Origin of the sequence: uncultured Ramlibacter sp. (assembly GCF_936925435.1) — a bacterium.
GTDB lineage: Bacteria > Pseudomonadota > Gammaproteobacteria > Burkholderiales > Burkholderiaceae_C > Ramlibacter.
In genome coordinates, this window is sequence record NZ_CAKZHQ010000005.1 from 76,918 (window position 1) to 99,476 (window position 22,559).

Consider the following 22,559-nt stretch of genomic DNA (forward strand, 5'->3'; position numbering starts at 1 on the left):
GGGCTGGACGAACTCAGCCTCAAAAAGGACCATCGCCATGCAAGCAAGAAACCTCACCCCCGCCGTCCTGCTGTCGCGGCGCGGCCGCGCCTGGACTGCGGCCGGCGCCGTGGCGGCCCTGTCCGTCATCGCCGCCGCCGTCATCAGCCTGCACGGCGGCAAGGCCCAGGCCACGGCCAATGGCGCGCCGCCACCCACGCAGGTGTCGGTGGCCACCGTCGCCGAGAGCGAGATCAACGCCTGGGATGAGTTCTCCGGCCGGCTCGAAGCGGTGGAGCGGGTGGAGGTGCGCTCGCGCGTCGCCGGCCAGGTGCAGGCCGTGCACTTCCGCGAAGGCGCCCTGGTGGCCAAGGGTGATCTGCTGATCACCATCGATCCGGCGCCCTACGCCGCCGAAGCCGAACGCGCCGCCGCCCAGGCCGCCGCCGCCCAGGCCAGGCTGGCCCACAGCCAGAGCGAATTCGCCCGGGCCCAGCGTCTGTGGGAAGAGCGCGCCATCGCCCAGCGCGAACTGGAAGAGCGCGCCAACGGCGAGCGCGAAGCCCTTGCCAATCTGCGCGCAGCCCAGGCCCAGCTGCAGACCGCGCGCCTGGGCCTGAGCTACACCCAGGTGCGCGCGCCCGTGGCCGGACGCATCGGCAAGCTGGAAGTGACCGTGGGCAACCTGGTGGCCGCCGGCCCCGGCGCCCCGGTCTTGACCAATCTGGTCTCGGTCAGTCCCATCTACGCCAGCTTCGACGCCGACGAGCAGGTGATCGCCAAGGCCTTGAAGGACATGTCCAGCGGTTCCAGCGCCCGCAGCCTGATCGAGCGCATCCCCGTGCAGATCGGCACGGCTGCGATGAGCGACACACCCTACACCGGCAAGCTGCAGCTGATCGACAACCAGGTCGACGCCAAGAGCGGCACCATCCGCGTGCGCGCCGCTTTCGACAACAAGGATGGCTCGCTCATGCCGGGCCAGTTCGCCCGCATCCGCATGGGCCATGCCCAGAGCAGCCGTGCCGTGCTGGTCAGCGAGCGCGCCATTGGCACCGACCAGGACAAGAAGTTCGTCATGGTGGTGGGCGAAGGCAACACCGCGCAATACCGCGAAGTGACGCTGGGCGCGCCGGCCGAGGGCCTGCGCGTGGTGAAAACCGGCCTGAAGGCCGGCGAGCGCGTGGTCGTCAACGGCCTGCAGCGCATCCGCCCCGGCGCGGTGGTTGAGCCGCAGCCCGTGGCCATGGACGGCAAGGAAGCAAAAGCATGAACTTCTCCAAGTTCTTCATCGACAGGCCGATCTTTGCCGGCGTGCTGTCGGTGCTCATCTTCCTGGCCGGCCTGATCGCGCTCAAGGCCCTGCCGATCTCCGAATACCCGGACGTCGTGCCGCCCACGATCGTGGTGCGCGCCACCTACCCCGGCGCCAATCCCAAGGTGATCGCCGAGACGGTGGCCACGCCGCTGGAGGAAGCCATCAACGGCGTGGAAGGCATGCTCTACATGAGCAGCCAGGCCACGACCGACGGCCTGATGACGCTCAACGTCACCTTCAGGCTGGGCACTGACCCCGACAAGGCCCAGCAGATGGTGCAAAACCGCGTGGCCCAGGCCGAGCCGCGCCTGCCGCAAGAGGTACGGCGCCTGGGCCTGGCCACTGTCAAGAGCGCGCCGGACATCACGATGGTGGTGCATCTGGTCTCGCCCAACGGCCGCTACGGCATGGACTACCTGCGCAACTACGGCGTGCTCAACGTCAAGGACCGGCTGGCCCGCATCCCGGGCGTGGGCCAGGTCGCCATCTGGGGCGGTGGTGAATACGCCATGCGCATCTGGTTGGACCCGCAGAAGGTGGCGCAGCGCGGTCTTGCGGCCGGTGACGTGGTGCGTTCCATCCGTGAGCAGAACGTGCAGGCCGCCGCTGGCGTGGTGGGCGCCTCGCCCGGCCTGCCCGGCGTCGATCTGCAACTGTCGATCAATGCGCAAGGCCGGCTGCAGAACGAAGAGGAATTCGGCGACATCATCATCAAGGCCGGCGCGGACGGCGCGGTGACGCGATTGCGCGACGTGGCCCGGCTGGAGCTGGGCGCGGCCGACTATTCGCTGCGTTCCCTGCTGAACAACGACGCGGCCGTGGGCATCGGCGTGTTCCAGGCGCCGGGCTCCAATGCACTGGAGATCTCGGCCCAGGTGCGTGCCACCATGGACGAGATTGCCAAGACCATGCCCGAGGGCGTGGAGTACCGCATCGCCTACGACCCCACGCAGTTCGTGCGCGCCTCCATCCAGTCGGTGGTTCACACCCTGCTCGAAGCCATTGCCCTGGTGGTGCTGGTGGTGATCCTGTTCCTGCAGACCTGGCGCGCCTCCATCATCCCGCTGCTGGCTGTGCCGGTATCGGTGATCGGCACCTTTGCGGTGTTGCACCTGCTGGGCTTTTCCATCAACGCGCTCAGCCTGTTCGGCCTGGTGCTGGCCATCGGCATCGTGGTCGATGACGCCATCGTGGTGGTGGAGAACGTGGAGCGCAACATTGAAGCGGGACTCTCGCCGCGCGATGCGACCTACCGCGCCATGAAGGAGGTCTCGGGGCCCATCATCGCCATCGCCCTGGTGCTGGTGGCCGTGTTCGTGCCACTGGCCTTCATCAGCGGCCTGACAGGCCAGTTCTACCGCCAGTTCGCCGTGACCATCGCGATTTCCACCGTGATCTCGGCCGTCAACTCGCTGACCCTGTCGCCCGCGCTCGCCGCCTTGCTGCTGCGCAGCCACGACGCACCCAAGGACGCGCTCACCCGCTTCATGGACCGCTGGTTCGGCTGGCTGTTCCGCGGCTTCAACCGGGTCTTCCAGCGCGGCGCCGAGAACTACAGCAGCGGCGTGCGCGGCGCCCTGGGCCGCAAGGCCGTGATGCTGGGCGTCTATGCTGTGCTGGCGGTGGCGACGGTCGGCCTGTTCAAGGCCGTGCCCGCCGGCTTCGTGCCGGCCCAGGACAAGCAGTATCTGATCGGCTTCGCCCAATTGCCCGATGGCGCCACCCTGGACCGCACCGAGGCGGTGATCCGCAAGATGGGCGAGATCGCCGAGAAAAATCCCAACGTCGAGAGCACGCTGGCCTTCCCCGGCCTGTCGATCAACGGCTTCACCAACAGCTCCAACTCGGGCATCGTGTTCGCCATGCTCAAGCCCTTCGAGCAACGCAAGAACGCCGACCAGAGCGGTGGCGCGGTGGCGGGGCAACTCAATCAGGCCTATGCCGGCATCCAGGACGCCTTCATCGTGATGTTCCCGCCGCCGCCGGTGCAGGGCATAGGCACGACCGGCGGCTTCAAGCTGCAGTTGGAAGACCGGGCCTCGCTGGGCTACGGCGCGATGGACAAGGCCGTGCAGGCCTTCATGGCCAAGGCGTACCAGACGCCTGAGCTGGCCGGCATGTTCACCAGCTGGCAGGTCAACGTGCCGCAGCTGTACGCCGACATCGACCGCACCAAGGCGCGCCAGCTGGGCGTGGCCGTGACCGACGTCTTCGACACCATGTCGACCTACCTGGGCAGCGTGTATGTGAACGACTTCAACAAGTTCGGCCGCACCTACAGCGTGCGCGTGCAGGCCGATGCGCCTTACCGTGCGCGGGCCGAGGACATCGGCGCGCTCAAGGTGCGTTCGGCGACCGGCGAGATGGTGCCGCTGTCGGCCCTGATGAAGGTCAACGCCAGCTTCGGCCCGGAGCGCGCCATGCGCTACAACGGCTTTCTCACCGCCGACATCAATGGCGGCGCCGCGCCCGGCTTCTCCTCGGGCCAGGCGCAGGACGCCGTCCAGCGCATCGCCGCCGAAACCCTGCCTCCTGGCATCGGTTACGAGTGGACCGACCTGACCTACCAGGAGATCCTGGCCGGTAACTCCGCCGTCTGGGTCTTCCCGCTGGCCATCCTGCTGGTCTTCCTGGTGCTGGCCGCGCAGTACGAGAGCCTGACGCTGCCGCTGTCCATCATCCTGATCGTGCCCATGGGCCTGCTGGCGGCGATGACCGGCGTGTGGCTGTCAGGCGGCGAGAACAATGTGTTCACGCAGATCGGGCTGATGGTGCTGGTCGGGCTGTCGGCCAAGAACGCCATCCTGATCGTGGAGTTCGCGCGCGAGCTTGAGTTCGCTGGCCGCACACCGGTGCAGGCCGCCGTCGAGGCCAGCCGGCTGCGCCTGCGCCCCATTCTGATGACCTCGCTGGCCTTCGTCATGGGCGTGCTGCCCCTGGTGCTGTCCAGCGGCGCCGGCTCGGAGATGCGCCAGGCCATGGGCGTGGCGGTGTTCGCCGGGATGATAGGCGTCACTGCCTTCGGCCTGTTCCTGACGCCGGTGTTCTACGTGGTGCTGCGCCGCCTGGCCGGCAACCGCCCCCTCAAGCAGCATGGCCAGGTGCCGCACTTCGAGGGCTTCGCAGGTGGGGGAGCCTCGGTGCAAGCAGTGCTCGCCGCACCTGTGAACGACAAGGAAGCCTGACATGAAACACTTTCTACTTGCGCCGCTGGCCGCCGCCCTCGTGCTCGCGGGCTGCGCCACCGCCCTGCCCGAACTGCCGGCCCAGCCCCAGTCGCCGCTGCAGTTCAAATCCAGCAACGAGCGCTGGACCATTGCCACGCCGGCAGCCGCGCAGGCCGACGGCGCCTGGTGGAAGTCCTTTGCCGACCCAGTGCTGGATGGCCTGGTCGATCGCGCAGCCACCGGCAACACCGACATCCAGCAGGCGGTGGCGCGGCTGGCCCAGGCCCGCGCCCTGGTCCGCAATGCCCATGCCGACCGCCTGCCGCAGGTCGGCCTGGGCGCCACCGCCCTGCGCCAGGCCGGCGCGGACACCCCCGGCGGCATCGTGCCCGAGACGCTTGGGTGGGGCGGCGTCAGGCTGTCCTGGGAAGCCGACCTGTTCGGCCGTCTGGCGCGCGCGCACGATGCCGCCACGCTCGACGCGCAGGCCCGCGAGGCCTTGTTGCGCAGCACGCGTTTGCTGGTGCAGGCCGAGACAGCCCAGGTCTACCTCGGCGTGCGCGCCCTGGATGCGGAACGCGCCCTGGTGCGCGAAACGGTGGCGGCCTATGCCGGCACGCTGCGCCTGATCCAGCGTCGCCACCAGGCCGGCGATGTCGCCGAGCTGGATGTGGTGCGCGTGCAAGCCGAACTCGCCGCGACCGAATCAGAGGCGCTGGCGCTGGACCGGCAGCGCGCCGCGATGGAAAACGCGCTGGCCACGCTGGTGGGAGAACCGGCGTCGCAGTTCTCGCTCGCGCCGGGCGGCTGGGAGACGGCCCTGCCGGCCATCCCGGCAGGCATTCCCGCCACGGTGCTGGCGCGGCGCCCGGATGTGGCGGCGGCGCAGGCCTCCCTGCTGGCCGCGCAGGCCCGGGTCGGCGTGGCGCAGGCAGCGTGGTTCCCGGACGTGTCGCTGACGGCCGCCGGTGGCTACGCGTCGTCCGAGTTCAGCGACATCTTCAAATGGTCGGCCCGGGCCTGGGGCGTCGGCGCCCTGCTCTCGCTGCCGCTGTTCGACGGCGGGCGGCGCGAAGCCGGCGTCCAGGGCGCGCAAGCGCAGCTGGATGCGGCGGCGGCAAGCTACCGGGGACAGGTGCTGCAAGCCTTGCGTGAGGTCGAAGACCAGCTGTCGGCGCTGGGCTTGCTGCAGCAGCAGGCCCAGGCCCAGGGCCGTGCCGTCGATGCGGCGAGCCGGGCCACCACCTTGTCCGACACACGCTACCGCAACGGCCTGGTCAGCCAGCTGGAACTGCTGGACGCGCGCCGCAGCGAGCTGCGCAACCGGCGCCAGGCCTTGCAGGTGCGCTCCGCGCAGTTCCAGGCCACGGCCAGCCTGGTCCGCGCCCTGGGCGGCGGCTGGGATGGGCCGGCTGCGGTGGGCGACCAGCCGCCGCCCGCCACCCGGCTGGCGGCCACGCGCTGACGCAAGACTGCAAGACCGTGCTCGCCTGAGCCCGTCTCAGGCGCCGTCCCAGCCCTGAAGCGTCCCTTCGCGCATGGTGCCGATGCAGTCGGCCATGCTGCGCGCCTCGCCTTCGTGGTGGGTCACCAGGATGGCGGTCTGGCCGGCCGCCTTCAGGATGGAGCGCACATCGCCGCGCAGGCGGCGGCGGGTGGCGGCATCGAGGTTGGAGAACGGCTCGTCCAGCAGCAGCAGAGCCGGCGCCGGTGCCAGGGCGCGCGCCAGCGCGATGCGCTGCTGCTGGCCGCCCGACAGCTCATGCGGGTAGCGCTGGGCGACCCCCTCCAGCCCCACGACCTCCAGCATGTGCGCCACGCGTGCGCGGCGCACGTCCGGCGGACTGCGGCGCAGCCCGAACGCCACGTTCTGCCCGGCACTGAGATGGGGAAAGAGCGCGTACTCCTGGAACATCATGCCGACACGGCGGCTTTCCGGCGGCAGATGCACCTGCGGCGAGGACAGCAGCACGTGGGCCAGCGTGATCGAGCCGGAACGCACCGGCTCGAAACCGGCGATGGCGCGCAGGACCGTGGTCTTGCCGCAGCCCGACGGCCCCAGCAGGCAACCGATCTGGCCGGTCTCGAGCATGAGAGACAGGCCGTCGACCACGGTGTGAAAGCCCTGCGGGCTCTCGTAGCCCAGGCGCAATTGGTCAATGCGAAGTGTCTTGTCCATGTCAGTGTCCGGGCCGCAGTTGGGCGCGTGCCAGCAGGGCCACAGGCACCAGGCCGGTCGCGACGATGGCCAGGGCAGCCACAGCACCTTCCTCGTAGGTACCACGGGCCGCTTCGGCGTACAGCAAGGTGGCCAGGGTCTCGAAGTTGACCGGCCGCAGCAGCAAGGTGGCCGGCAACTCCTTCATTGCATCGGCAAACACCAGCATCGCGCCGGCTCCCAGCGCCGGCCGCAGCAAGGGCAGGTGGACCCGGACCAGCGTCCGGTTGGCGCTTTCCCCCAGCAGCCGGGCGGCCTGCTCCAGAGCGGGCGGCAGCCGCAGCAACGCGCCTTCGACGGCGCCCAGCGGGATGGCAACAAAGCGGATGGTGCAGGCGGCGACCAGCACTGCGCCGCTGCCCAGCAGCAGCAGCTTCTTGTGTCCCAGCAGGTCACCCAGCGCGTAGTCCAGTGCCAACGCCGGCGCCAGCAAGCCGACGGCCAGCACCGTGCCCGGCACGGCGTAACCGACCGAAGCGCTGCGCGCCAACGCCGTGCGCCAGAGCCGCCGCACGGACGGCGCAGTGACGCTGGGGCGCGTGGTCCAGGCCATCACCAGGCCCGCTGCCACCGCGGCCAGTGTGACCAGCGCCGCCACCAGCAAGGTGTTGAGGGCGGCGCCGGCCAGCGCCGGCGAAATGCCGGTGCGTGCCACCCGTTTGACCGCCTCGGTGGCCAGGTAGAGGGCTGGAATGGCAAAGCCTACAGCCACCGGCGCCGCCACGGCCAGTGTGGCGGTCAGGGCAGCCCAACCAGCCAAGCGGCGCGGCTGGATCGGCCGCATGCGCTGCATGCTTGCAAAGCGCTGCCGGGCGCGGCCGCGCCGCTCCAGCAGCAGCAAGCCCAGCACCGACAGCAGCATCAACATGGCCAGCTGGGCCGCGCCGGCCAGGTCCGAGCGCGTGACCCAGGTCGTGTAGATCGCCACCGTGAGCGTGTTGACGCCCAGGAATTCGGAAGCGCCGATGTCATTGAGCGTCTCCAGCAGGGCCAGGCTCAGGCCCACCGCCAGAGCCGGCCGGGCCAGCGGGACGACCACCCGCAGAAAGGCGCCCATCGGGCCAGCACCCAGCGTGCGCGCCGCCTCCAGCAAATGGGCCGGCTGCGTCATGAACATGACCCGTGCGGTCAGGTAGACATAGGGATAGAGCACGCTGCCCAGCAGGAAGATGGCGCCCCCCATGGAACGCAGATCGCCCAGGCGCAGCTGGCGCGGGCTGTCCAGGCCCAGCATCCAGCGCAGGGCCGACTGCACCGGCCCCAGCGGATGCAGCAGATCCAGGTAGGCGAAGGCGACGATGTAGGTGGGCATGGCCAGGGGCAGCAGCAAAGCCCAGTCGAAGACACGCCGGCCGGGAAAGTCGTAGGCCGTCACCAGCCAGGCGCAGCCGGCGCCGATCAGCGTCACCAGCACGCCCACACCGGCCAGCAGCACCGCCGTGTTCAATGCCGCGCGCGGCAACACGTGGCTGGCCAGCTCGGACCAGTGGGCCAGGCTGCTGCCGCTGGCCAGCCAGGCCAGGCTGGCCACGGGCGCGAGCACCACCAGCGCCAGCGCCGCCGATGCCAGCAGCCAGAACGGGTTGGCGACGCGCAGGCGCAGGCCGCTCACGCGCAAGGGCCGCAGCTCATTGGTCGAAGCCGACCTTGTCCACCAGGGCGCTGGCCTGCTTGCGGTTCTTCGCGATCTCGCCCAGCGGCAACGGGTCGACCTTGAGCGGGCCAAAGCCCGCCACAGTGTCATCGGCCTTCACGCCGGCGCGCACCGGCTGCTCGAAGTTGCCCCTGGCGTACTGGGCCTGGGCGCTCTCGGACACCAGGTACTCCAGGAGCTTGACCGCGTTGGCCCGGTTGGGCGCGTTCTTGGCCACCGCCGCGCCGCTGACATTGACGTGGGTGCCGCCGCTCCTGGCGAAGGTGGGCCGGATGGCCTTGATGCCATCGCCCCACTTGCGCGCATCAGTGCCAGCGGCGGAAGTCTTCATCTGGCCGACGTAGTAGGAATTGGCAATGCCGATGTCGCAGATGCCGCCCACGATATCGCGTGCGACGTCGCGGTCGCCGCCAGCAGCCTTGCGCGCCAGGTTGGCCTTGACGCCGCGCAGCCACTTCTCGGTGGCCTCCGCGCCGTCATGGGCGATCATGGCTGCCACCAGGGCGGTGTTGTAAGGGTGCTGGCCGGCGCGAATGCAGACCTTGCCCTTGTATTTGGGATCGGCCAGGTCCTCGTAGCGGAACGCCGTCAGGGGTGAGGCCTTGTCCAGGTACAGGACGCGCTCACGCATCGACAGCGAGAACCACTGGCCATCGGGCGCGCGCAGGTTGGCCGGAATCGCCGACTCCAGGGCCGGCGAGCGCACCGGCTGCGTCACCCCGCCATCGACCAGGTCGACCAGGTTGCCGATGTCCACCGCCATCAGCACGTCGGCGGGCGAGCGCTCGCCCTCGGCCTTGACGCGCTCGAGCAGGCCGTCTTTCAGGTAGACGGTGTTGACCTTCACGCCGCTCTCGGCAGAGAAGCTGGCCAGCAGGGGCTGGATCAGGCCCTGCTCCCGGGTCGTGTAAAGGGTCACTTCCTGCTGGGCCAGGGCGGCGAAAGGGGCGAGCCACAAAGTGGCGGCCAGGCCGGCCGCCAGGGGATTGCAAAAACGTAGTGTCATGGGATGCATCCGTGAAAAGGTCTGCGGCAACAACGACCGCACGCCACCTGGCTCGCCCATCTGCATGTTTTTGTGGCTTCCGGCACGGACTGGCGGAAGCGGGTTGGCTTGGTGAGGAGGCGAGTGTAGTTGGCACTGCAGGGGGGCGGCAAGCCAAGCACCCATCCCCAAAGTCCCATTTCGGGAAAGCGCCAGTAAGGCCAACATCCGCTCGCGCATGGCGCTCGGCAGGCCGTCGGCCTGCCCTGTTGCGGCGCAACATTTCAAGCTCTGCCCATGGGGTAAGGGGCGAACCAGGCTTCCCCAGTCCTGTGGTCGCTTCCCTGAGGCGGTGCTTATTCTGTTTCCCTGCAAACAAGGAAGTACATGGCCACCTCGAAATCACCCGCGTCAGCCAAGGATCTGTCCATGTCGGACTTCTTTTCGGCCGCTGAAGCCCGGCGCGAGCGCTGGAGCCGGCTGCTGGCCTGTGCCGACGCCCTGACCAACAGCCAGACGCCCAACGAGAAACTGCTGGCGGAGATTCCCGCCCTGCTCGATGCGCTGGAGCCGCTGGAAAGCTTCTGGGCCTATCCCGGCGAAAAGCTGATGCAGTCACTGCGCGAGCTGTTCGCCGATGGCAACCGCGGCAGCTTCGCCGCCGCGGTGCTGCGTATCAAGACCGGCATCTTCTCCGGCTCCTACCGGCACGACGTGTCGGCCTGGGACCTCGATGACGACGGGGAAGCCTCCCTGAGCGACCGCATCCCGCCAGGCCTGGGGGCCGATGGCAACCACAAACCCTATTTCGAGCTGCTCACCGTCGCCCCAGGGATCTCGCGCACCAGCGGCCTGCAGCGCGAGCTGCGCAAGCTGCGGCGGCCGGAGGACCCCTTCACCTACGAGGCTGTGCAGACCTTCAGCTTCGAGGACGCGTTTGTCGCCACGGTGCTGAACTTCAACCTGCAGGCCGTGGTGATCTATGACGGCTTCCGCTTCAAGTCCCGCTATGCCCTGGACAGCTTCGCCGAGCTGGTCCAGCACTTCGGCCGCATCGACGACGACGGCCTGCCGCACGACCACGGCCTGCTGCTGGCGAACTTCCTCAAGAAGATCCGGCCCGAGCTCGACATCTACCTGGTGACCGAACGCAATCTGGACGAGACCGCGACCAGCATGCAGGCCAAGGCCGTCAAGCGCGTGTTCTACGAGGTCGAAGAACTGATGGAGATGCACCTGAGCATCCTGGGCGGCGTCAGCGAGCGCTACGCCACGCCCTTCTTCGACAACCTCAAGAAGTACGCGGCGCGCCCGATCGGCACCTTCCACGCCCTGCCCCTGGCACGCGGCAAGTCCATCTTCAAGTCCAACTGGATCAAGGACATGGGCCAGTTCTATGGCGCCAACCTGTTCCTGGCCGAGTCCTCGGCCACCACCGGCGGCCTGGACAGCCTGCTCGACCCCACCGGCAACATCAAGGACGCGCAGGACATGACGGCGCGCGCCTTCGGCGCCGACAAGGTCTTCTTCGCCACCAACGGCACCTCCACCTCCAACAAGATCGTGGTGCAGGCCCTGTGCCGGCCCGGCGACATCGTCCTGATCGACCGCAACTGCCACAAGTCGCACCACTACGGCCTGGTGCTTGCCGGGGCCCAACCGCTGTACCTCGAAGCCTTCCCGATGGTGGAGTACTCGATGTACGGTGCCGTGCCGCTGCGCAGCATCAAGCAGGCCCTGCTGCAGCTCAAGGCGGAAGGCAAGCTGGACAAGGCCCGGGTGGTCGACCTGACCAACTGCACCTTCGACGGCCACATGTACAACTGCCGCCGCGTCATGGAAGAGTGCCTGGCCATCAAGCCCGACCTGATCTTCCTGTGGGACGAGGCATGGTTCGCCTTTGCGCGCTTCTCGCCCTTCCATCGCCGCCGCACCGGCATGGGCGCAGCGGCGGCGCTGGAAGAGCAGCTGGCCTCGCCCGAGTACCGCGCCGAATACGCAGCCTGGAAGGCCAAGCTCAAGGGCAAGACCGGCGATGACCTGGACCCCAAGGATGCCTCTCTGCTCGACATGCGCCTGCTGCCGGATCCGGACAAGGCGCGCATCCGGGTCTACCAGACCAACTCGACCCACAAGTCCATGTCGGCGCTGCGCCAGGGCTCGATGATCCTGGTGCGTGACCAGGACTTCCACCAGATCGAGGAGCAATTCCACGAGGCCTTCTACACCCACACCTCGACCTCGCCCAACCAGCAGATCATTGCCTCGCTGGATGTGGCGCGCAGGCAGATGGAGCTGGAGGGTTACGAACTCGTGATGAAGGCGGTGGAACTGGCGCTGGACCTGCGCCGCCAGGTCAATACCCATCCGCTGATCTCCAAGTACTTCCACATCCTGACGCCCGGCGAGATGGTGCCCAAGGAGTTCCGTGCCTCCGGCATCGAGGACTACGGCCGGCCCAACGCCAGCTGGAACGAGATCATCAAGGCCTGGGACAACGACGAGTTCGCGCTGGACCCCACCCGCATCACCCTGGTCACCGGCCGCGCCGGCTACGACGGCACCCAGTTCAAGGGCCTGCTGGCGTCCAAGTACGACGTGCAGATCAACAAGACCTCGCGCAACTCCATCCTGGTCCAGACCAACATCAACAACACGCGCAGCGACATCGCCCACCTGCTCAAGGTGCTGGCCGACATTTCACGCGACATCGATGGCAAGCTCAAGGAAGGCGGCAAGGCCGGGCAGCAAGCCTTCGCCGCGCGGGTCAAGTCGCTGATCGAGGACGTGCCCGACCTGCCCAACTTCAGCGGTTTCCACAGCGCCTTCCGCGACGACGCCAAGAGCGCCACGAGTGAAGGCCATATGCGCGCGGCCTTCTACACCGCCTACCGCGAGGAGGACTGCGAACACGTCAAGCTGTCGGACAAGGCCATCGACGACCGCCTGAAGAAGGGCCCCGACCTGGTGTCTGCCACCTTCGTCATCCCCTATCCGCCGGGCTTCCCCATCATGGTGCCGGGCCAGGTCATCGCCGCCGACACCATCCAGTTCATGCGCGAACTCGATGTCAAGGAAATCCACGGCTACAACGCCCAGCTCGGGTTGAAGCTGCTCAAGCCTGAAGTGCTGGACAAGCGCAAGAACAAAGCAGTTCCGACGGATCGTTAACGTAGAAAAGCCTGACAGGCGGAGGTCAAGAATGTTGTCGTTTTTCAAATGGCTCGCGGAGAACCCATTCGTTCTCCTGTTTTTCACGGTCGGTTTGTCCGTTGCCATCGGCAAACTCAGTTTCAAGGGCTATGGCCTGGGCATGGTGGCGGCCGCCATCGTGGTGGGATGCGCGCTGTCCACCGTCGGCTCTCTGTATGGCGTCAAGCTGGAACTGAACAACTTCGCCAAAAGCCTGTTCTATTACCTGTTCATGTACGGCGTGGGCCTGCGGGTCGGCCCTTCGTTCATCAACAGCCTCAAGGGTGACGGCCTGAAGTTCACCTTCCTGGCCTTCGTCGCCGCCTTGCTGGGCCTGGGCCTGTGCGTGCTCGGCGCCAAGATGTTCGACCTGCCGACCGGCGCTGCCGGCGGCCTGCTGGCCGGCTCGCAGACCATGTCGGCGGCCATCGGCTCGGCCGAACAGGCCGTGACGCAGGGTGTGGTGAAGCTCGCGGACGGCCAGACCGCCGAACAGGTCTCGGCCATGATCGCGCTGTCCTACGGCATCAGCTACATCTGGGGCACGGTGGGCATCATCCTGATCTGCAAGTACCTGCCTCGCTGGTGGGGCCTGGATGCGCGCGCAGCCGCCCTGGAATACGAGCGTGAGCACGGCGTTCGCAATGTCGATGACGCCGCCCTGACCGGCTACCGTCCCTATGCCACGCGGGCCTACCGCCTGGAGAACCCCGAATGGCAGGGCAAGAGCATCTCGGAGTTCCGCCAGAAGTACCCGGAGTACCGTGTGCTGAACATCCGCCGCGGCGAAGAGCTGCTGGGCAGCGACCCGGCGCTGCGCATGCAGACGGGCGACGTTCTGGCGCTGGCCGGCACGCGCAGCGACATGGCGACCAACCTGGGCCTGATCGGCACCGAAATCGACGACCCCAAGGTGCTCAGCGTGCCGCTGGGCCAGGCCGAAATCCTGGTGACCAACAAGGATGCGGTTGATCGCACGGTGGGCTCTTTCAAGGGTGATCTGTCCGGCCAGGTGGCAGTGCTGCGCATCGAGCGCGCCGGCGCGCCGATCCCGGTGGGCAACGACACCAAGCTGCAGCGCATGGACGTGGTCTTCCTGGCCGGCTTGAACGACGCGGTCAAACGCGTCGGCGAGCTGTTCGGCCGTTTCGCCCAGCCCAACACCAGCACAGACCTGCTGACGCTGTCGGCGGGCATGATCCTGGGCCTGCTGATCGGCGCCATCTCCTTTCCGGCGTTCGGCGCCAGCGTCGGCCTGGGCAATGCCGGCGGCCTGCTGGTGTCCGGTGTGATCGTGTCCTCCCTGCAGTCGCGCCTGCGCTTCTTTGGCAACACGCCCAATGCGGCACGCAACATCCTGGAGGATCTGGGCCTGGTGGTCTTCGTGGCCATCGTCGGCATCAACGCCGGCAACTCCCTGCTGGCGCAGCTGACCGGCGTCCTGGCGCTGAAGATCTTCTTCGTCGGATTCATTGCCTGCACCGTCCCGCCCTTCGTCGTCTGGATCCTGGGCTACCACGTGTTCAAGATCAACCCGGCCATCCTGATGGGCGGCGTGGCAGGTGCGCGCTCGCACTCCGGCCCCTGCCGCGAGGCGGCCAAGGAGATCAACAGCACCGTGCCCTGGATCGGCTTCCCGGTGGCCTATGCCATCTCCGGCATCCTGCTGACCATCTTCGGCTACTTCGCCATGGTGCTTGCGCAGTAAATTCAGAATTCAAGGAGAACAAGCATGAAAAAACTTGGAACACTTGCACTCGCCGTTCTTCCGCTTGGCGCGGCCTTCGCGCAGGTCGGGCCGAACGTCCAGGGGCCGGTGACTGGCGGCGTCACCCTGTTCGGCGTGGTGGATGCCGCGCTGGCCTGGGGCAGCGGCAGCGATGCTGACCGGCTGCGCCTGGTCAGCGGCGCCAACACCAGCTCGCGGCTGGGATTTCGCGCCTTCGACGACCTGGGTGGCGGGACGTTCGCGGGCATCTGGCTGGAAGCCGGCGTCAATACCGACGACGGCACAGGCAGCGCCAGCAACAGCAACAACCAGCCCACCGGGGCCGGGGCGGAGGTCCCAGGACGCCAGGGCCTCATGTTCAACCGGCGCTCGACCGCCAGCCTGATGGGCAGCTGGGGTGAACTGCGCGTTGGCCGCGACTACGTGTCCACCTTCCGCAACCGCGACCAGGTCGACCCCTTCGGAACCGTCGGCGTCGGCACCAACCAGGCCGATGTCTCGACGCTCATGGGCGTGACGGCCACGCGCGCCTCCAACATGATCGGCTACTTCCTGCCGTCCTCGCTCGGCGGCTTCTTCGGCGAGGCGCAGCTCTACATGGGCGAGAACCTGTCTGGCACCGCGACCGACAGCGACGGCAACGGCTACCAGGCGCGCCTGGGCTACGTGGCGGGCCCCTGGGGCATCGCCGCCGCGTACGGGCTGACGAAATACGCGACCACGGCGAGCACGGGCGATGCCTCGGTGTGGAACATTGCCGGTCACTACAGCTTCGACTTCGGCACGCTGTCGGCAGGCTACTACGAGGACAAGATCGATAGGACGACGGAGCTGACCGGCAAGGGCTTCCTCATCGGCGGCCGCTTCCCGATCGGGAAATGGGAACTGAAAACGTCCTACTCGCAGTTCGAGACAGACGCCGCAGGCGATCCACGCACCAGCAAGTTCGCGATCGGCGGCGTCTACAGCTTCTCCAAGCGCACCCAAGCCTATCTGACCTATGCCCACGCCGACAACAACGGGGCGGCGGCCGTCGCGCTCAACGGATCGACGACAGGGCTCGGCCGCAACAGCGACGGCTTCGACATCGGCCTGAAGCACAGCTTCTAGCCGCCGCGCGGGTCCTGCGACGCGCCGCCGCAGGACCGCCGTGCGCCTGCCATTCCACTGGAATTGGCCGCTGGGCACGGCGCTGCACTATTGCGGCAAGGTCTTCTGCGCCACCTTGCTGGGCTATCTGCTGACCATCGGCGACGCCTCCTACGCCATCTATTCGACCTTCACGGCCGCCCTGGTCGTCGGCACCAGCCGTGGCGAGGACATCGGCGGTGCCGCCAACCGCGTGCGCGGCAGCCTGGCAGGCATGCTCGCCGGGCTGATCCTGACGCAAGCGGCCATCCTTCCGCCCGCGCTGTCGGTCGCGCTCGGGGTGGCTGTCACCGCCTACCTGTGCATGGGTTTTGGCTGGGGCATGCCGGCGGCACGCATAGGCGCGACTTTGTGCGCGGTCACCGTGCTGCTGCATGCCGGCGATGCGCTCAGCTACGCCGGCATGCGCCTGCTCAACACCCTGGTCGGGGTTGCGGCCGGCCTGCTGGTGAGCTACCTGGTGCTGCCGGTGGGCGGCAAGCGCGCCGTGTCCCGCGCCACGCGAACCGCTTTGAAGGCCGTGGTCGAGTTGCTGGCCGAGCTGGCACGCTCAGAACAGACGGCACAGGCCGCCCGCCTGGTGGCGGTTCTCGACGGCATGACGGGCTTGGAAAAGGTGTTGCACGATGCCGACCTGGAAGTCGGCGGCGAGGCCGCAGCGCTTGAGGAGCGCGTGCGCCAGGCCCAACTGGTCTGCCTGGGCGCACTGGCCGCCGCGCTGGCCCATTCCGAACTGCCGGCCGGCGCGCAGGTGCAGGCCGAGCCCCTGCGCCGGCAGGCGCAAGAGATCGCACAACGCATTGCCTCTGGCACCACACCCGATGGGGATCCCACCGGCGAGGCGCCGCCACTGGGAGATGAATCGGCCCTGCAAGGCCTGGCGCTGAGCCTGCGCAAGATCGAGGCCGCGCTGCAAAAGCTCGGCCGCTGACTCACTCCACCGTGACGCTCTTGGCCAGGTTGCGCGGCTTGTCGACGTCGGTGCCGCGCGCCACGGCCGTGTGGTACGCCAGCAGCTGCAAGGGCACGACGTGCAGCAGGGGGCTGAGCGGGCCGTAGTGCTCGGGCATGCGGATGACGTGGATGCCCTCGCCGCTCTCGATGCGCGAGTCGGCGTCGGCCAGCACATACAGCACGCCGCCGCGAGCGCGCACCTCCTGCATGTTGCTCTTGAGCTTTTCCAGCAAGGTGTCGTTGGGCGCCACCGTCACCACCGGCATCTCGCTGGTCACCAAGGCCAGCGGCCCGTGCTTGAGTTCGCCGGCGGCATAGGCCTCGGCGTGGATGTAGGTGATCTCCTTGAGCTTGAGCGCGCCTTCCAGGGCGATGGGGTAGTGCAGGCCGCGGCCCAGGAAGAGCGCGTTCTCCTTGCCGGCGAAGTCCTCGGCCCAGCTGATGATTTGAGGCTCCAGCGCCAGCACCGCCGACAGCGCCGCCGGCAGGTGGCGCATGGCCTTGAGGTGGGCCGCTTCCTGCGCCTCGCTCAAGCGCCCCTTGGCTTGCGCCAGCGCCAGGGTCAGCAGGAACAGGCCGGCCAGCTGGGTGGTGAAGGCCTTGGTGGAGGCAACACCGATCTCGACGCCGGCGCGCGTGAGGTAGGCCAGCTTGCATTCGCGCACCATGGCGGAAGTGGCGACGTTGCACACCGTCAGCGTCTGCGTCATGCCCAGGCTTTGCGCATGGCGCAGGGCCGACAGCGTGTCGGCTGTCTCGCCCGACTGCGTGATGGTGACGACCAGGGTGCGCGGATTGGGCACCGAGTCACGGTAGCGGTACTCGCTGGCGATCTCGACCTGGGTGGGGATCTGGGCGATGCCCTCCAGCCAGTATTTGGCGGCGCAGCCGCTGTAGTAGCTGGTGCCGCAGGCCAGGATCAGCACCGAGTCGATCTCCTGGAAGACGCGGTAAGCGCCATCACCGAACAACTCCGGCACGATGCCCTCGATGCCTTCTAGCGTGTCGGCGATGGCGCGCGGCTGCTCGAAGATTTCCTTTTGCATGTAGTGGCGGTAGGGGCCGAGTTCAGCGGCGCCGCTGTGCGCATGCACGGTCCTGACGGGCCGGCTGGCAGCCTTTCCGGTCTTGTCGACAATCCAGTACTTGCCCAGTTGCAGGTCGACGACGTCGCCCTCTTCCAGGTAGACGATCTGGTCGGTGACGCCGGCCAGGGCCATGGCATCGCTGGCCAGGAAGTTCTCGCCCTCTTTCCCAACACCCAGGATCAGCGGCGAGCCGAAGCGCGCGCCGACCACACGCTGCGGCTCGTCCTTGCAGAACACCGCGATGGCGTAAGCGCCTTGCAGCTGCCCCACGGCCTGCTTGACCGCCTCGAACAGGTCGCCGTCGTACAGGCTGTCGACCAGGTGGCTGATGACCTCGGTGTCGGTCTGGCTGGCGAACGCGTAGCCCCTGGCCTGGAGCGCGGCGCGCAGTTCGTCATGGTTCTCGATGATGCCGTTGTGGACCAGGGCGATGCGCGCCGGCTTGGCGGCCGCGCCGTCGCCCGGGCCGTGGCTGAAATGGGGATGGGCGTTGTGCACCGCAGGCGCGCCGTGGGTGGCCCAGCGCGTGTGGGCGATGCCGGTCGTGCCCTCGATGTGGTCCTTGCCGACCTGCTCAAGCAACTCCGCTACCCGCGCCGTGCTGCGTGCGCGTTGCAGGCCGCCGGCATAGACGGCGACGCCGCAGGAGTCATAGCCGCGGTATTCCAGGCGCTGCAGGCCCTGGACCAGGATGGGGACGATGTTGCGGCTGGAAACCGCGCCGACGATGCCGCACATGGGGAAGCTCCTTGTTCGAGCCGCCAATGTAGATCGGCCATGGAAAAATATGCTTTCTATATTCCTGCAAATGCAGATTTAAATTTCTACAAACTTAAATATCGGAATAATATTCCACCGTGGAAGACAATTTGAACTCATTCTCCATGGATGCAGTCGATCTGGCCTTGCTGGACCAGTTGCAGAAAGACGCCAGCCTGAGCAACCAGGACCTGGCGGCGCGGGTCCATGTGTCGCCGCCGACCTGCCTGCGCCGGGTCAAGCGCCTGCGCGAGGCCGGCCTGATCGAGCGCCAGGTCGCCATCCTGGACGGCGGCAAACTGGCCGGCCTGCTGGGCCACGGCCTGCAAGCCATCGTCGAGATCACGCTGGACCGCCAGGGCGCGGAGCAGCTGGAGGCTTTCGAGCGCCGCGTCATCGCCGACGGCGCGGTGCAGCAGTGCTACCGCGTCTCGCCCGGCCCGGACTTCATCCTCATCGTGCACACGCGCGACATGCCGGCCTACCTGGCGCTGGCACAGCGCCAGTTCACCAGCGATGCCAATGTTCGCAATGTGAAGGCCTTCTTTTCCCTCCAGCGCGCGAAATTTCAGCCGAATTGGCCTCTAGGCCCCGCCAATCCCGCCTGAGATGCTACTAATTCAGTAGCAAACTATTTGGGCTGCTTCTTCGGCCGCTGCCAGTTGGCGATGCTCACCTGCTTGGCGCGCGCCACGGACAAGGCGTTGGCCGGCGTGTCCTTGCTGATGACCGAGCCGCCGCCCACCGTGCCGCCGCGGCCTATGGTCACCGGCGCGACCAGCACGCTGTTGCTGCCGATGTGCACGTCGTCCTCGATCACGGTGCGGTGCTTGTTGGCGCCGTCGTAGTTGGCGGTGATGGAACCGGCACCGTAATTGACGCGCTCGCCCACTGTGGCATCGCCCAGGTAGGCCAGGTGGTTGGCCTTGGCCCCGCGCGCCAGGCTGGCGTTCTTGACCTCGACGAAGTTGCCGATGTGGACCTCCGGGCCCAGGTCGGCGCCGGGACGCAGGCGGGCGAAGGGCCCGACCAGCGCGCCTTCGCCCACGCGCACGCCAGCGGATTCGCCTTCGACATGGGTGAAGGCATGGAGCACCGCACCGGCGCCGATGTCGGCATTGGCGATCACGCAGTTGGGCCCGATGCGCACGCCCTCGCCCAGGCGCACCTTGCCCTCGAAGACGCAGTTGACGTCGATCTCCACGTCCTGGCCGCAGTCCAGCGTGCCGCGCAGGTCGAAGCGCGCCGGGTCGGCCAGGCGCACGCCCTGCTCCATCAGGGCGCGGGCCTGGCGCAGCTGGAACGCGCGCTCCAGGTCGGCCAGCTGCTGCGGGCTGTTGACGCCATCGACTTGCAGCTTGTCGGCTGTGCGCACGGCGACCACCTCGGCGCCGTCGTCCACCGCCAGCCGCACGATGTCGGTCAGGTAGTACTCGCCCTGGGCGTTGTCGTTGGTCAGGCGCGCCAGCCAGCGCTTGAGCAGCGCATTGGGCACGGCCATGAAGCCGGAATAGACCTCGCGGATGCCACGCTGCGCCTCGTCGGCATCCTTGTGCTCGACGATCGCCCGCACCGCGTCACCGCTGCGCAGGATGCGGCCGTAGCCCGTGGGGTCGGGCATCTCCACCGTCAGCAAGGCCAGGCGCTGGCCGGCGCAGCTGTCGACCAGGGCCTGCAAGGTGGCCGCCTCGATCAAGGGCACGTCGCCGTTGAGGATGAGAGCGATGCCGTCATCGGGCAATTGCGGCAGGGCCTGCTGCACGGCGTGGCCGGTGCCCAGCTGCGGCTCCTGCCGCACGAAGGCCGGCACGGCCTGGCCGTCGCCGCGCTCCAGGGCGCTGACTGCCTCTTCCACCTGGGCGGCGCCATGGCCGGTCACCAGCACGATGCGGCGGGCCTGCAACTGGCGCGCACGGGCGACCACATGGTCCACCAGGGCGCGGCCGCCCAGGCGGTGCAGGACCTTGGGCAGACGGCTTTTCATGCGCGTTCCCTTGCCTGCTGCCATGATCACCACATCGACTGCTGTCATAAAGAGCCCTTCCGCACCATGCACATCGGTTTCCAACTTGCCCGGATTATCGGCGTGCTGGCCCTGGCGGCCGCCATGGCCGGCTGCAGCACGGTCAAGCTGGGCTACAACAGCCTGCCCGAGATCGCCTACTGGTGGCTGGACGGCTATGTGGACTTCAGCGAGAGCCAGGCGCCGCGCGTTCGCGAGGACCTGGCCCGCCTGCAGCTGTGGCACCGCGAGCAGGAGTTGCCGCGCTACACCGAGCTGCTGCACAAGATGGAGCTGCTGGCGCCGGCCGACATCACGGCGGCCCAGGCCTGCGAGTTCAGCGGCGCCATCCGCGAGCGGCTCAACGCGCTGGCCGCCCAGGCCGAGCCGGCCGCCACCCTCCTGGCCATGGAGCTGGGCACCGAGCAGCTGCAGCACCTGGTGCGCAAGTACCGCAACAACAATAACGATTACCGCAAGGAATGGCTGGAGCTCACGCCTGGGGAACTGCGTGACAAGCGCTACAAGCAGTTCCTGGAACGCAGCGAGATGGTCTATGGGCGCCTGGACGAGGCCCAGCGCATCTTGCTGCGCCGCCAGCTCGAACAGTCGGCGTTCGATCCCCGGCGCAATCTGGCCCAGCGTCAGCGCCGCCAGGACGACGCCTTGCAGACCCTGCGCAAGATGGCAACGCCCGGCCTTGCGCTGTCGCAGGCACGCGATCTGTTGCGCGGCTACCTGGCCCGCGCCCTGGACCCGCCCGACACCGCCGCCCGCAGGGAGCAGGAGCAGCTGATCGAGGAAGCCTGCCGCAACGTTGCCGCCGTCCACAACAGTGCGTCAGCGGCACAGCGCGATGCCGCCGTGCGCCGGCTGCGCGCCTGGCAACGCGACCTGCGCGAGCTGGCCGCCCAGCGCTGAAGCACCGGCCTCAGCGCCGCCGCCGCACGTTCAGCGTTCGCCCTTGGCGCGCGCGCGGCCTTCCTTCTCGGCCTGCTCGATGTCGCGCGCTTCCTGCTCGGAACGCGGCTTGGCAGCCTGCGCGTCGGCTTCCACATCGGCCTTCTTCAGGTAGTCGCCGATGTTCTTCTGGTAGTCGCGGGTGGCTTCGTAGCTGCCTTCGCCCATCTGCTGAGGACCCTTGCGGGCATCGGCCTGTGGCGTGCCGGACTTGGGCTGGAAGTCGTTGGAACCTGACTGCTGCTGCTGCATGTCGGTCTCGCGCCTGGGCTGCTGTTGCTGTAGCAGGCGGGGGGCTTTTTTCTGGAACATGGCGGTCTCCTGGAAACGGAGGGCCAGCTTAGGAGCCGTCGCTGAGCCAGTTTGTCGTCCGCCGTGCGGCGCAGCTGTCAGCGGCGGACTACAGCATCAGGCCTGCAAGGCAGCCCACATTTCCTGGTCGCGCTCGGCCGTCCAGATGCGCGGGTTCTGGATGCCCTTGGCCTCGTCGTAGGCGCGGCTGACGTCAAACGGCAGGCAGTGCTCGTAAATGAAGACATGGCCGAACACCGGGTCCATCGCCTTGCGGGTGTGGGCCATCGCCGCCTTCAGGTCCATGTTGGCGGCTGCCGCTTCCTTGCCGGCCGCAAACAGCATCTCGACCCAGCGCTTCGTATAGTCCAGCGCCTTGTTGACATCGGCCCGGCCCTTCATGGCCTCGCCGCGGCCCGGCACGATGGCCTCGGCGCCCAGTGCGCGCAAGGCTTCCAGCGTGGCCGGCCATTCCTGCAGGTGGGCGTCGCCGGTGTAGACGCCGGCCTCGTACTCGACCAGGTCGCCGGAGAACAGCACTTTTTCCTCTTCCACCCAGGCAATGGTGTCGCCGCGGGTGTGGCCCGGGCCCGGGTGCCAGACCTGGACCTTGACGCCGCCCAGGTCCAGCGTGAGCTTGCCCGGCACCTCGCCCCGGGTGGGGTCGCCGCCGCCGATCACCATGGTCGGCCAGGTCAGGCCGGGCACGCCCTCGGCACCGCGGAACAGCCGCGGGAAACGCTCCATCTCCGACTGCATGTCCTGCTGGCCGCGCTCGACGATCAGGTCCAGCGTGCCCTGGCTGGCGATGATCTCGGTCGCGCCCTCGGCCGCGTAGGCGCTGGCGCCCAGCACGCGCACCGCGTGGTAGTGCGTGAGCAGCACGTACTTGATCGGCTTGTCGCTGACAGTGCGGATGCGCGCGATCAGCTCGCGCGCCATCTCGGGCGTGGCCGTGCAGTCGCTGACCATGACGTACTTGTCGCCAATGATCACGCCGGAGTTGGGGTCGCCCTCGGCGGTGTAGGCCCAGCAATGCGCGCTGAGCTGCTCGAAGGTGATCTTCTTGTCGGCCAGATCGGCCTGGCTGGCGAAAGCTTTGGACATGGTGTGT

The 22,559-nt window shown here is 67.9% G+C and carries 16 protein-coding genes; 9 read left to right on the forward strand and 7 right to left on the reverse strand.

Features of this window, described 5'->3' with window-relative positions:
• The first annotated feature begins 37 nt into the window (after positions 1-37).
• Genes Q0632_RS05725 through Q0632_RS05735 form a run of 3 tightly spaced genes read left to right on the forward strand, consistent with a single transcriptional unit; the run spans position 38 to position 5,929 of the window.
• Positions 38-1,252: an efflux RND transporter periplasmic adaptor subunit gene (locus Q0632_RS05725; protein ID WP_298925556.1), complete on the forward strand. Its 1,215-nt coding sequence runs from the start codon at positions 38-40 to the stop codon at positions 1,250-1,252.
• Entirely contained in the window at positions 1,249-4,482 is a 3,234-nt protein-coding gene (locus Q0632_RS05730; RefSeq protein WP_298925559.1) for an efflux RND transporter permease subunit, read from the forward strand. Before Q0632_RS05725 ends, Q0632_RS05730 begins: the two co-directional genes overlap by 4 nt.
• Position 4,483: 1 nt before the next feature.
• A complete protein-coding gene (locus tag Q0632_RS05735) occupies positions 4,484-5,929 on the forward strand; it encodes an efflux transporter outer membrane subunit (RefSeq protein ID WP_298925562.1) in 1,446 nt (481 codons plus the stop codon).
• 36 nt (positions 5,930-5,965) lie between these two features.
• On the opposite strand, the gene Q0632_RS05740 is transcribed toward Q0632_RS05735, so the two are convergent.
• From Q0632_RS05740 to Q0632_RS05750, 3 genes are read right to left on the reverse strand one after another with little or no spacing between them, the layout of a single operon-like run.
• Positions 5,966-6,643 (reverse strand): ABC transporter ATP-binding protein, encoded by a 678-nt coding sequence (locus tag Q0632_RS05740; protein ID WP_298925565.1) that lies wholly within the window; start codon positions 6,641-6,643, stop codon positions 5,966-5,968.
• A 1-nt stretch (position 6,644) separates the two neighbouring features.
• Positions 6,645-8,294: an iron ABC transporter permease gene (locus tag Q0632_RS05745; RefSeq protein WP_298925568.1), complete on the reverse strand. Its 1,650-nt coding sequence runs from the start codon at positions 8,292-8,294 to the stop codon at positions 6,645-6,647.
• 16 nt (positions 8,295-8,310) lie between these two features.
• Complete coding sequence (locus Q0632_RS05750) at positions 8,311-9,342, reverse strand: extracellular solute-binding protein (protein ID WP_298925571.1); 1,032 nt, start codon at positions 9,340-9,342, stop codon at positions 8,311-8,313.
• A gap of 408 nt (positions 9,343-9,750) precedes the next feature.
• Between Q0632_RS05750 and Q0632_RS05755 the strand changes: the two genes are divergently transcribed.
• From Q0632_RS05755 to Q0632_RS05770, 4 genes are read left to right on the forward strand one after another with little or no spacing between them, the layout of a single operon-like run.
• The gene (locus Q0632_RS05755) at positions 9,751-12,492 is read left to right on the forward strand and encodes an aminotransferase class I/II-fold pyridoxal phosphate-dependent enzyme (protein ID WP_298925574.1); all 2,742 of its coding nucleotides are present in this window, start codon (positions 9,751-9,753) and stop codon (positions 12,490-12,492) included.
• 31 nt (positions 12,493-12,523) lie between these two features.
• Positions 12,524-14,221: an aspartate:alanine exchanger family transporter gene (locus Q0632_RS05760; protein ID WP_298925577.1), complete on the forward strand. Its 1,698-nt coding sequence runs from the start codon at positions 12,524-12,526 to the stop codon at positions 14,219-14,221.
• Positions 14,222-14,245: 24 nt separating this feature from the next.
• On the forward strand, positions 14,246-15,352 hold the full coding sequence (locus Q0632_RS05765; protein WP_298925580.1) for a porin: 1,107 nt from the start codon (positions 14,246-14,248) through the stop codon (positions 15,350-15,352).
• 40 nt (positions 15,353-15,392) lie between these two features.
• Entirely contained in the window at positions 15,393-16,322 is a 930-nt protein-coding gene (locus Q0632_RS05770; protein ID WP_298925583.1) for an FUSC family protein, read from the forward strand.
• A 1-nt stretch (position 16,323) separates the two neighbouring features.
• Here the strand turns inward: Q0632_RS05770 and glmS are convergent, their stop codons facing one another.
• The gene (gene glmS, locus Q0632_RS05775; RefSeq protein WP_298925588.1) at positions 16,324-18,171 is read right to left on the reverse strand and encodes a glutamine--fructose-6-phosphate transaminase (isomerizing); all 1,848 of its coding nucleotides are present in this window, start codon (positions 18,169-18,171) and stop codon (positions 16,324-16,326) included.
• 146 nt (positions 18,172-18,317) lie between these two features.
• On the opposite strand from glmS, the gene Q0632_RS05780 reads away from it, so the two are divergent.
• Entirely contained in the window at positions 18,318-18,800 is a 483-nt protein-coding gene (locus tag Q0632_RS05780) for an Lrp/AsnC family transcriptional regulator (RefSeq protein ID WP_298925591.1), read from the forward strand.
• Between the two features lie 23 nt (positions 18,801-18,823).
• Here Q0632_RS05780 and glmU read toward each other — a convergent pair whose 3' ends face one another.
• Entirely contained in the window at positions 18,824-20,224 is a 1,401-nt protein-coding gene (gene glmU / locus Q0632_RS05785; RefSeq protein WP_298925593.1) for a bifunctional UDP-N-acetylglucosamine diphosphorylase/glucosamine-1-phosphate N-acetyltransferase GlmU, read from the reverse strand.
• 18 nt (positions 20,225-20,242) lie between these two features.
• On the opposite strand from glmU, the gene Q0632_RS05790 reads away from it, so the two are divergent.
• Entirely contained in the window at positions 20,243-21,115 is an 873-nt protein-coding gene (locus Q0632_RS05790; RefSeq protein ID WP_298925596.1) for a DUF6279 family lipoprotein, read from the forward strand.
• Positions 21,116-21,145: 30 nt separating this feature from the next.
• Here Q0632_RS05790 and Q0632_RS05795 read toward each other — a convergent pair whose 3' ends face one another.
• Both Q0632_RS05795 and Q0632_RS05800 read right to left on the reverse strand, forming a co-directional pair.
• Positions 21,146-21,466, reverse strand: a complete 321-nt coding sequence (locus Q0632_RS05795) for a hypothetical protein (RefSeq protein WP_298925599.1) — start codon at positions 21,464-21,466, stop codon at positions 21,146-21,148.
• A 96-nt stretch (positions 21,467-21,562) separates the two neighbouring features.
• Positions 21,563-22,552 carry an MBL fold metallo-hydrolase gene (locus tag Q0632_RS05800; protein ID WP_298925604.1) on the reverse strand — a complete coding sequence of 330 codons (990 nt, stop codon included), beginning with the start codon at positions 22,550-22,552 and terminating at the stop codon, positions 21,563-21,565.
• Positions 22,553-22,559: the final 7 nt, after the last annotated feature.